Below are 10,507 nucleotides of genomic sequence, written 5' to 3' on the forward strand. Positions count from 1 at the left end.
ATTACTTCTTTTTTCGTAAATCCTGCATGATTTTACGGCCGGTAGGGGTCTGTGCTAAACCGCCTCCTGCAGTCTCTCGGTGTTTCTCTGGCATAGCTGAGCCTACCTCGAGCATAACCTTGATAACTTCATCGGAAGGAATCACACTACGAACACCAGCCAGTGCCATATCTGCGGCGGCAAGTGCGGTAACTGCACCGAATCCGTTTCTAACAATACAAGGAATCTCTACAAGTCCGCCAACCGGATCACAAATCAGGCCTAAAGTGTTCTTAAGGGCTAGCCCGACAGCATGCACTGCTTGTGCAGGCGTTCCGCCGCGTAGCTCGGTTAACGCGCCTGCTGCCATCCCAATGGCAGAACCTACCTCAGCTTGACAGCCGCCTTCCGCACCCGATACAAAGGAATTATTGGCGATGACATAACCGATAGCCCCGGCTGCGAACAATCCGGATACCATGTAGTCATCATCCCAGCCAAACCGTTCCTGACAGCTGAGAAATACACCCGGAATAATCCCGCATGAACCAGCAGTAGGCGTCGCAATGATCCGGCCCATAGAAGCATTCACTTCGGATACAGCCAGCGCGTAAGCCATAGCTTGACCTGCAGGTCCACCTAGGCATGGCTCATCAGCCGCGTTATATGCGCCTACACGCTGGGCATCCATACCTGTAAGGCCGCTGCGCGAAGTTGTATCCTCATTCATTCCGCGGTGAACAGCCTCTTTCATCACGCCATAATATTCACGCATTGTGGAAAATTCATGATCACTGGAACGTCCAGATTCCGCGCTTTGCTCTTCGAGCATAAGTGCTCCAATCGTGAGACCCCGTTCCTCACATAATACAGCCAGCTCGCTAAGTGTTTGAAAATTCATGTTAAACTTTCCTTCCCCTTGTCATCTTGCTTACCTTCGTTTAAATTAACCAGCTTCACGGATTTCACAGCAGTGAGCGCTTTAAGCGCTTGAATAAGCTCCGGTGTAGCCGCTTCATCCAGCTCCAGCACCGTTAAGGCTGCACCACTACGATTCTTACGATCCAGAGACATATGCCCTATATTAAACTGTCCGTTACGCATCACTTCCGTAACACTTGCCAGAACACCTAAATAATCCATATGATTAATCAGAACCGTCGGATAGATTCCTGTAAGCTTCACCCCAAAACCGTCGATATCAACAATTTCGATGTTTCCTCCACCAATAGATGTCCCTGTTAGCGTCAGTTTGCTTCCTGTTTCTTGTCCGATGAGATGCAGCTTAACCGTGTTCGGATGTGGGAACAGACCTGTTCCTTGCTTAAAAGAAACCTCCATCCCTGCTTCGACCGCCAGTTCTAGGGAATCTGGAAGCCGATGATCGTCGGTAGTGAAATCAAGTAACCCTCCAACAATCGCCCGATCTGTGCCATGTCCCTGATAAGTTGCTGCAAAAGAACCAAAAAACGTTACTTCAGCCACACGCGGCACTTCACCCAACACCTGCCTTGCAGCCCTCCCGATCCGTGCCGCCCCAGCGGTATGTGAGCTTGAAGGACCGACCATTGCCGGACCAATAATTGAAAATACATCTTTAAAACGCATAAAAGACCTCCTGCCTGCAAGAATAGGCAATTATCGTACTCCTATATAGTATACTGCACTAGCAGTCGGAGTTCACCGTGACATTTGCTGTGATAAATATATATCTTATATTGCGTATTCAGAGGGAGGGGAGCATTTTCTATTTTGTCCTGAGTATCACAAGATATCCTGAGAATACAGCATAATTCCACCTATATACTACCTCAGTATGCTCCCACAGCTGATATGCAGCTTCATAATTATCCGCAACCATTTTCCTATAAATCATACTTGTTCCCTCGCTTGAACAGCATGGCATAAAGCATGAAGTGTGCTCCGAGGAAGCTTTTCCAGCTCCAGCAGCGCTTCGTAAGGATCGTCCTCTAATCCCATAGCTTTCGCAAAGGCAGGCTCTGTCTTCCATCCGCTTGATTTTAAAAGAATGATCCGTTCGCGAAAATCATCCTCCATCTGAGCTAAAATTTCAGCTTCAACGATCATATGCAAATAACCATTCTGGAGCTCCGTTCGCCTCGGCTGTCCAAACAGTTCGATAGGCCAGCCCTTTACCATAAAGTTAATTTTCGTTCGAGGAATGCCTTGAACCACTCGTGATTCGCTAACAAACCCCTCCATGGCTCCAAAATATCGAACAACTAGCGCTTTAAACTTCATAGGATCATAAACCTCACAAATGATATCCAAATCGCTGCCCTCCACTTGAATTCCAAGCGGTATTGTCCCAACCAACAAAGGGTTATAGTCTGTTAGAAAATTCATAATATCCAGCTCTAAAAGAAGGTTATAGACCTCTTTCTGAACCGCGGTTCCATGAATCAGATAATCAACATTTCGCCAATCATTCATTCTGGACAAGCGCCTCCTCCGACTCGGGTTTATAAACGCATATGTATGTATTGATGACAGCGCACGCTTTTCTGGGCGCATGCATAGAAATATACGGAAGATAGAATGCAAGGAGGGTATTTCAAAAAAATGAATCCCATCTACCCCTATTATGGGGAGCAGACAGTATGTAAAGAGCAGCCTATTGCTTTTCCTCCACAGCATCAAGATCGTCAGCCGGGCCTGGAAAGTCTGATGAATCCTCGTCCCATCAGTGAAAACCCTGAAATTATCGGCAGTGGAAAACTGAAGGGAAAGGTTGCACTCATCACCGGAGGCGACAGCGGAATTGGGAAAGCGGCAGCCATTGCTTTTGCCAAAGAAGGTGCAGACATTGCTATAGCTTATTTATACGAAGCCTCAGATGCAGAAGTCACTCAAAAGCGGATCGAAGAATTAGGGCAACGCTGTTTAAGGATTGAAGTTGATTTACGCCATAAGGAGAATTGCTTCAGGGCTGTGGAGTATACGATCCGCACCTTCGGCAAGCTGGACATTCTGGTCAATAATCACGGGGTCCAATATCCCCAGAAAAGTATTTTGGATATTACAGAAGAGCAATTGTACCAGACGTTTCAGACGAATATCTTCCCATTCTTTTATCTCACACAAGCCGCACTTCCACATTTTAAAAAAGGTGCATCCATCATTAATACCGCTTCCATTACTGCCTATCAAGGAAATAAAGAGCTCATAGATTATTCCTCCACCAAAGGGGCGGTGGTCTCTTTTACCCGCTCTTTAGCCTTGTCTCTCGTAGACGCTGGCATCCGCGTCAACAGTGTAGCTCCCGGTCCGGTATGGACCCCACTGATTCCCTCAAGCTACTCTGCAGAGGAAGTTAGTATCTTTGGTACAGATACACCTTTTAAACGTGCTGCACAGCCTTATGAGCTAGCAGGAGCATATCTCTTTTTAGCGGGCCCTGATTCTTCATATGTTACCGGGACATGTATACATGTCAACGGTGGAGATATGGTCACCAGCTGATACACAATACACCACGAGAGGAATGTATACCTATGAATAAGATGCCCGATTATGATATTCCTTCTGTCCGTTTAACAAGTGGCATGTATGCCTTAACAAAATTAGCCTGCGCAGGGCTAACATACGTCCTTATCTCCTTACTTATGCTTGGGTTTCCACAACATAACGGCATACCTGAGGGTTGGCCTCTTTCGATCCCCTATGCGATTTACGCTTATGGACTGCCAGCCGCACTGGTAGCCGATGTTCTGCTGCGCCTCCTGCGTTCCACATCCCACATCGTTTCCCTTGTTGTATACGTAGCCGCAGGTTTCGGTGCAGGTCTATGGCTGGCAGCAGAACAAGGTGCAGAGCTACTGCTATGGGGCCTGGCTGGAATTTTGGGACTGTTGCTGCTACGAGTGACGCAACTGGGTGTAGAGCGTTCCCCTCTGTTACTGCCAGTGTTTGCACTTTTTCTACCGCTGCTCTGCTTACTGCTGTTATAAGCTGCACTCAGAGTGCTTCTATGATATCACCGGCAATGATACCCGCTGGATTATTCCGCTGACGGGCGGCTCTCTCCCCGGCTAATCCGTGTAGATATACACCAAAAGCTGCTGCCTGCGCCTCATTCAATCCCTGAGCCAGCAGGCTGGAAATGATGCCCGTTAGCACATCACCGGCTCCACCAGTGCCCATGCCGGGATGGCCTGTGGTGTTTACATAAGCTTGTCCTTCAGGCGTTGCTATTACCGTATGGGCTCCTTTTAATACAAGCGTAACCCCATGCTCTTTCGCATATCCCATAGCCAGACAGATGCGGTCCCGTTGCACCTGAGCTGTTGTTGTACTAGCAAGACGGGCCATCTCGCCTGGATGAGGCGTCAGAATCACCGGATGGCGTCTACTTGCCCAGCTCTTGTAATCAGCGTCAGCTAATATATTTAAAGCATCCGCATCGATCACCAGAGGACAATCCGTCCCTTCCCAGAGATTGCGAAGCCATTCTGTATCCGCCTCGAATCGACCAAGACCGGGACCAATGGCTAGAACATCTCGCTCTTTACTTAGCTTCAGTAGCTCTGAAACGCTCCCTGCTTGCCAGCTTCCATCTTCATTACCCTCAACATCGGCCAGCATGAGTTCAGGGGCAGAACCGATGATACAGGGCAAGAGCTTCTGCGGAAGCGCCCATGTCACTAATCCGCAGCCTGCCCGGAGCGCAGCACGGGCAGAGAGCAGGCCGGCACCGCTCATTCTTAAGGTGCCGGCAACAAGAAGGACATGCCCATAAGTCCCCTTATGGCCTTCAGGCGAACGCCGGCGGGCCAGATCTACGCCCAGATGGGCATGCAGCACTTCCGGTGTCAGCAGGTGAACCTGCACACCGCTTTCAGGGGCCAACGCAGTAGGAATACCGATGGCCCGGACCTTCACCTGCCCCGCAGCGCTAGCGCCGGAGTACTGCAGGAGGCCTCGCTTGAGAAACGCGAGGCAAACCGTCACCGACGCATGAATGCAAGGCTCATGCGTCTCACCCGTGTCCGCGTTCAGACCACTCGGGATGTCCGCGGACACGATCACTTTGCCGCTGCTGTTCGCTGCGGCAATCAGCTCGGCATAGGCGCCGCGCGGGGCTCCCGCGGCGCCGGTGCCGAGCAGCGCATCCAAGATGCCGCTGCACTCGGCAAGGTCCAGCCGATCCCTGCCGTACACCACGGCAGGGAGACCCATGGCTGCAGCCGCATCGCGCTGCAGGGCGGCCTCGCCGGAGAGCGACTCCGGCGGCACCGCATAAACGAGCGTGACGGCGATGCCAGTCTCGCGAAGATACCGTGCGGCGGCGAGGCCATCGCCGCCGTTGTTGCCTTTGCCGACGAGGATGAACCATCGCTCGGCGGCGGCATTGTCCAGGGTCAGCGCATGATCTGCGCTGACCTGAAATGCCGCGCCAGCCAGCGCGGCATCCTTCCCGGCGTCTTCCCATCCGGCTGCATTTCTGCAGCCCTCTCCACCTCTCCGCCGGCACAGTGCAACGATCTCCTCTGCGATCACTCTTCCCGCATTCTCCATCAGCGCAATAGCTGGAATCCCCAGCCGCTGAATCGTTTCTCCGTCCAGCCGTCGCATTTGCTCAGCAGTTACCAGATACATGGTTCGGCCCCTTTCCGCTACACTTCAATCCACATCTAGCTTAATATCAATACGCTACAGTAAATCTCGTCCGGCTAAAATTCCCTTCCTCCAGCTCGTCCACCATAGCAACAGCAAAATCCTCTACACTTATTATACTTTCGCCATTCTCATCAAAAACGAGACGGTCGAGTCCAATGCGGAATTGGCCTGTACGTCGACCTGAATGAACTACCGCAGCAGGACTGGCATACGTATAATCCAGTTCTGTATTTTTGTAAATTTCATAGGCTTCCGCATGGGCTTCTGCCAATGGTCTAATCTCAGCTGGGAAGTCTGCCGTATCCATCAATAGCTCTCCAGTTTCAGTCTTCAAACTACCTGCACCACCCACAACCAGCAGTCGATTTAGCCCAGCTTCTTGCATTCCCTCTACAATTGCCTTAGCAGCTGTTATCAGATTCTTCTCTTGGCCGAGTACTGGACCGTATGCACTGATTACCTCTTCATGTCCACGGACCGCAGCCGCAACTGAAGCAGGATTTAGAACATCTACAGTTGTGATATGCAGACGTTCATGTTCAAGGGTTATTGATTCTGGATTCCGTACCGCAGCTGTTACCTCATGTTTTCTTTTTAAAGCCTCCTGTACAATCGCCTTTCCAATCGTTCCTGATGCACCCAATACTACAACATCCATCTGTTTTTTCCTCACTTTTTCCGGGTAAGGCCAGCGTACGACCTTCCTATTTTTTATATTTTTTAATACTCGTCTCTGTAGCTTTCCCTTACAACCTTTAATCATTATTAATCCCATGAGGTCTACTTGAAATCAAATCCCCACAAGTTAACTTCCAAACGAAAAACCCCTTAACCAATACAAGGGGCACTCTCTACTAAGTAGCATGTACTCGCATTAACGACGCAAAAACATTCCCTGAGAACGTGGCATAACCGGTTCAAAGCCATATTGTGCATATAATTTAGAAGCTTCCCCATCTGCAATCAGACTTACATAGGAATTGCCCGGTACAGTATAAAGGAACTCCCTGATTTCCCCCATGATCAATTTCCCTAAACCGCGCCCCTGATATGAAGGCTTCACTGCGATATCCGTGACCTGAAAAAAGCATCCCCCATCGCCGATCACCCTTCCCATCCCGATTAAGGTACTCTCCTCGTACAAGGTTACCGCAAAAATAGAACGAGGCAGCCCTATTGCAGCCCCTTCGGAGCTCATTGCACTCAGTCCAGCCTCTTTTCTCAGCGCTAAATACTGTTCCACTGAAGGACATTCATGACGTATATCCAGCTTTCCTGTTGTCCCCATACCGTTCACCTCCTAGCTTTATACGATAAAACAAGCTTAACACCGTTCAGCATTGCTGTACCAACTATATACGACTCTATGGTACACAGGCAAGACTCGCCGGCTTCGTTGGGTTGAACCGATCTGTTAACCATTAAGTAAAAATAAAGCAAACAAACACATCCAACAAAGTGGTAAGTATTATATTCTTGAATCCTATTACTCACTGTGTGGAATAGTATTTATAACAATACTCTAAAAGGGATGGTGAAGCATAATGTCTCCTGTAGCCAAGCTGTTCAAATGGGGAACATGCCTGTATGAAGCCTTTCTGGCTCTGCCGTTGATCGGTGGACTCTTTATCATCGCTAATGGTTGGGTCCCACTTGCCATTGCCTTTTTGCTACACGCAGTAGCTATCGTTATATTGCAAAGAGAGCGGAGACCCATCGTCGGAAACGTTCTAGGTATCATCACCTCGATTTTAGCGTTCATCCCTATCCTAGGCTGGATTATGCACGGCGTCACTGCGCTCGTACTGCTGATGGAGGGTGTGTCCGCCTCACGCCAAGCCCCTCGTTATTAAAAAACTGCCTGTATCGTCGGTCGCTTGCTTGGTGAAAAGAGAACAGAGCAGCGTTTCTCCATGTTCGGAAGAATCGCGCTCTGTCTTCTCCACTGCTGCTATTCATTAAAAAGAGCTACCTATTTGGTGTTTTTCAAGCCAATAGCGATTATAGGTTCGTTAGCATGCCAAATGTGCAAAAAACTGCGTTTAGAGTCTTCTGAGTCCGAGCGGTGTTTTGTATCAAAAAACAGAGGAGTTGCCCCAGCAGGGATTTCAAGGCTGCTGAGGCAACTCCATAATTTTAATCCAGAAAGATAATTGATCCCTTTATGATTGCCCGAGATTGCATCAACGTCCTGCCGATTGGGAATCGGCCCGCCGGGTTCCACTCTCATTAATGTAACGCCCATTTGCGTTGCCATTGCCATTCTCAAAACGTTTGCGTTCCGTACGCTCCATCTGAACAATCTGACCTTCATGCACCACGATGTGCAAGGAGCCAAATTCCATATCATCCAGAAGCCCTGCAATCCGCGTAAGCCATAAATCATCCACTTTCAGCGGTTTAGCCATTCCCTAGCCTCCCTTTCCCCATCCAAAGGATTATATCCGCCTAAATTTCATAATTCCGTTATTACCAACCAGTATACTATGAATTAACTTAGCACGGAACCAAAAGTACTGTCAATGGGCATTTTTTCGTGATAACCAGCTTTTAATAATCATCGTCACCAAAGCCAACAACAGGAGCAGAGAAGCTACTGCAAAAGAGGCTGAAAATTGATACTCATTGTACAAAATCTCGACATGCAGCGGCAGTGTATTTGTCTCCCCACGTATATGACCAGACACGACTGAGACTGCACCGAACTCGCCCATGGCCCGCGCATTACACAAAATAATGCCGTATAATAACCCCCATTTAATATTAGGAAGCGTGACTCTGAAAAAGATTTGCCACCCATGTGCTCCGAGGGTTATCGCTGCCTCTTCCTCCTGTGTCCCTTGATCCTCCATCAGTGGTATCAACTCACGCGCCACAAAAGGAAAGGTAACAAACAGTGTGGCCAACACTATGCCTGGAAGCGCAAATACGATCTTGATATCATGGGCGCTCAGCCAAGGGCCAAACCAACCGTTAGCGCCGAAGACGAGCACAAAGATCAGACCGCCGATGACAGGCGATACTGCAAAGGGGAGATCAATCAAGGTAATGAGAAACCCTTTGCCTCGAAAACGAAACTTGGTTACTGCCCATGCAGCCGCTACGCCAAAAAAGGTATTCAGTGGAACAGTGATCGCTGCAACAAGCAACGTCAGCCGCAGCGCGGAACGGGCATCTGGATCGGTCAGAGCAGCTATATATACGTCCCAGCCCTTTTTCAGCGCCTCTGTCAGCACTACAATCAAAGGCAAGGCAATCAGCCAAAAAAGGACTAGGCCAGCAGCTCCGATCAATACCCATTTTACAGCCTTGGTTTCCGTTGTCGCTGGCGAGGACGTATTCTTCTGCAGCCGGGGGGCTTGGAGTGGGATAGTGCCTGCCACAAGTGATTCCTCCTTTAAAGGGTTTTACGAAAGCATGATTAGCTTTTGAAAAATGCCGAACAACGGGAAATATGAAGCGTCTTTGAGTGAATTTTGGAGTTATCGGGCGGCTGGAATCGTTCAAACAAGATTACTGGTAATAGGTCACTTCCAAGGAATATTGGACTTCCGATCGCTGTTATCCTCAGATTTCCTGATTTGAACCGCTGTCCGCGGTAGATATCCGAGGATAAAGGCGAACGCTAACGCTTCTACAGTTCCAATATTCCTCTCCGTTCCTTTCTTACCAGTTATCTGGTTCAAAACTTCGAGATCGCTATCGCTCCTCTAAAAGAAAATTCACTCTGCGAATCCTCAATTTGCCTTGGGATTCCGCATTTTAAGGAAGCAAGTATGCTTCGTAAAATAAAGTCTTCATTTACCTGTTCGGTTATAGCTTCGCTAAGAATCGCTCAGCAAAACAAAACTTCCAAATTAAATACTTGCAATATAGAGAGTCAAAACCTAATAACTTACCGAGAAGTCTTACGCACCCAACGCTGGAGCGTATTAATGACTAACAGCATTAAGAAGGAAATGAGAAGCAGGAGCAACGCAACGGCGGTAGCACCAGCATAATCATACTGCTCCAGTTTGGACATAATAAGCAAAGGCGCAATCTCCGTTCTCATCGGCATATTACCGGAGATGAACACGACAGAGCCGAATTCGCCAATACCACGGGCAAATGCCAAAGCAAAGCCTGTTAACAACGGCGGGAACAGCTCAGGCAGTACTACTGAACGAAAGGATCTCCAGCGGCCTGCACCGAGGGTTGCCGAGGCTTCCTCCATATCTCGGTCCAAATCCTCCAGCACCGGCTGTACCGTTCGCACGACGAACGGTATTCCGATGAACATTAAGGCGAGGGTAATGCCAAGCGGAGTAAATGCCACCTTTAATCCTAGTGGCTCAAGCCACGCCCCGATCCAGCCATTTGTGGCATAAAGAGCCGTCAAGGAGACACCAGCTACAGCTGTCGGTAAAGCAAACGGAAGATCAATCAGCGCATCAAATATTCTTTTACCCGGAAATTCGTAACGCACTAGTACCCACGCTAGCAAGAGACCTAGAATAGCATCCACAAAAGCAGCGGCCGCTGCCGTAGACAGACTGACACGATACGAAGCCAATACACGTGGATCAGTAGCTACATCCCAGAATTTCGCCCAGCTCAGCCCAGTAGAATTGAACAGCAATGCTGAGAGTGGCAAGAGTACCACGAGACTCAGGTAAAGTACGCTGTACCCCATCGTTATCCCAAAACCGGGTAGTATCTTTCGTCGCGTTGTCGCCGATACAGCTGTAGTCGTTGCGGTGACATTCATCCCCTATTCATCCTTTCTCGCCTTCGGCAGGTTAGCCGATCAGCCCCTTACTAGGGACAAATCTCTTAATGAGGTTGTTCAAAAAGTCCACTTTTGATCACGAAGTATCCCAAGAAGCTTACTCGACATCGAATATTG

12 protein-coding genes are annotated in these 10,507 nt (G+C 48.9%); 3 read left to right on the top strand and 9 right to left on the bottom strand.

Annotated elements, in window-relative coordinates:
- Window position 1 precedes the first annotated feature (1 nt).
- From sdaAA to CA598_RS24680, 3 genes are all read right to left on the bottom strand, one after another.
- Window positions 2-880 carry an L-serine ammonia-lyase, iron-sulfur-dependent, subunit alpha gene (gene sdaAA, locus CA598_RS24670; protein WP_060626723.1) on the bottom strand — a complete coding sequence of 293 codons (879 nt, stop codon included), beginning with the start codon at window positions 878-880 and terminating at the stop codon, window positions 2-4.
- Window positions 877-1,587 carry an L-serine ammonia-lyase, iron-sulfur-dependent subunit beta gene (sdaAB, locus tag CA598_RS24675; RefSeq protein WP_094878234.1) on the bottom strand — a complete coding sequence of 237 codons (711 nt, stop codon included), beginning with the start codon at window positions 1,585-1,587 and terminating at the stop codon, window positions 877-879. Before sdaAB ends, sdaAA begins: the two co-directional genes overlap by 4 nt.
- A gap of 264 nt (window positions 1,588-1,851) precedes the next feature.
- The gene (locus tag CA598_RS24680) at window positions 1,852-2,433 is read right to left on the bottom strand and encodes a DUF4269 domain-containing protein (protein WP_094878235.1); all 582 of its coding nucleotides are present in this window, start codon (window positions 2,431-2,433) and stop codon (window positions 1,852-1,854) included.
- Window positions 2,434-2,562: 129 nt separating this feature from the next.
- Between CA598_RS24680 and CA598_RS24685 the strand changes: the two genes are divergently transcribed.
- Window positions 2,563-3,462, top strand: coding sequence for an SDR family oxidoreductase (locus CA598_RS24685; RefSeq protein WP_094878236.1), 900 nt, complete (start codon window positions 2,563-2,565; stop codon window positions 3,460-3,462).
- Window positions 3,463-3,494: 32 nt separating this feature from the next.
- Entirely contained in the window at window positions 3,495-3,950 is a 456-nt protein-coding gene (locus CA598_RS24690) for a hypothetical protein (protein ID WP_094874201.1), read from the top strand.
- 7 nt (window positions 3,951-3,957) lie between these two features.
- On the opposite strand, the gene CA598_RS24695 is transcribed toward CA598_RS24690, so the two are convergent.
- The 3 genes from CA598_RS24695 to CA598_RS24705 form a co-directional block, all read right to left on the bottom strand.
- Window positions 3,958-5,598 (bottom strand): NAD(P)H-hydrate dehydratase, encoded by a 1,641-nt coding sequence (locus CA598_RS24695; protein WP_094878237.1) that lies wholly within the window; start codon window positions 5,596-5,598, stop codon window positions 3,958-3,960.
- Between the two features lie 46 nt (window positions 5,599-5,644).
- Window positions 5,645-6,277 carry an NAD(P)-dependent oxidoreductase gene (locus tag CA598_RS24700; RefSeq protein ID WP_094878238.1) on the bottom strand — a complete coding sequence of 211 codons (633 nt, stop codon included), beginning with the start codon at window positions 6,275-6,277 and terminating at the stop codon, window positions 5,645-5,647.
- A gap of 216 nt (window positions 6,278-6,493) precedes the next feature.
- Window positions 6,494-6,907 (bottom strand): GNAT family N-acetyltransferase, encoded by a 414-nt coding sequence (locus tag CA598_RS24705; protein ID WP_094878239.1) that lies wholly within the window; start codon window positions 6,905-6,907, stop codon window positions 6,494-6,496.
- 256 nt (window positions 6,908-7,163) lie between these two features.
- Here CA598_RS24705 and CA598_RS24710 point away from each other — a divergent pair, with 256 nt between their 5' ends.
- Window positions 7,164-7,472, top strand: a complete 309-nt coding sequence (locus CA598_RS24710) for a hypothetical protein (protein ID WP_094874205.1) — start codon at window positions 7,164-7,166, stop codon at window positions 7,470-7,472.
- 330 nt (window positions 7,473-7,802) lie between these two features.
- On the opposite strand, the gene CA598_RS24715 is transcribed toward CA598_RS24710, so the two are convergent.
- The 3 genes from CA598_RS24715 to cysT form a co-directional block, all read right to left on the bottom strand.
- Complete coding sequence (locus tag CA598_RS24715; protein ID WP_042184406.1) at window positions 7,803-8,027, bottom strand: YezD family protein; 225 nt, start codon at window positions 8,025-8,027, stop codon at window positions 7,803-7,805.
- Window positions 8,028-8,138: 111 nt separating this feature from the next.
- Complete coding sequence (gene cysW, locus CA598_RS24720) at window positions 8,139-9,002, bottom strand: sulfate ABC transporter permease subunit CysW (RefSeq protein WP_042184404.1); 864 nt, start codon at window positions 9,000-9,002, stop codon at window positions 8,139-8,141.
- A gap of 512 nt (window positions 9,003-9,514) precedes the next feature.
- Window positions 9,515-10,369 (bottom strand): sulfate ABC transporter permease subunit CysT, encoded by an 855-nt coding sequence (gene cysT, locus CA598_RS24725; RefSeq protein ID WP_094878240.1) that lies wholly within the window; start codon window positions 10,367-10,369, stop codon window positions 9,515-9,517.
- Between the last annotated feature and the right edge of the window lie 138 nt (window positions 10,370-10,507).

This window comes from Paenibacillus sp. VTT E-133291 (assembly GCF_002264395.1).
Lineage (GTDB): Bacteria > Bacillota > Bacilli > Paenibacillales > Paenibacillaceae > Paenibacillus_AQ > Paenibacillus_AQ nitricinens.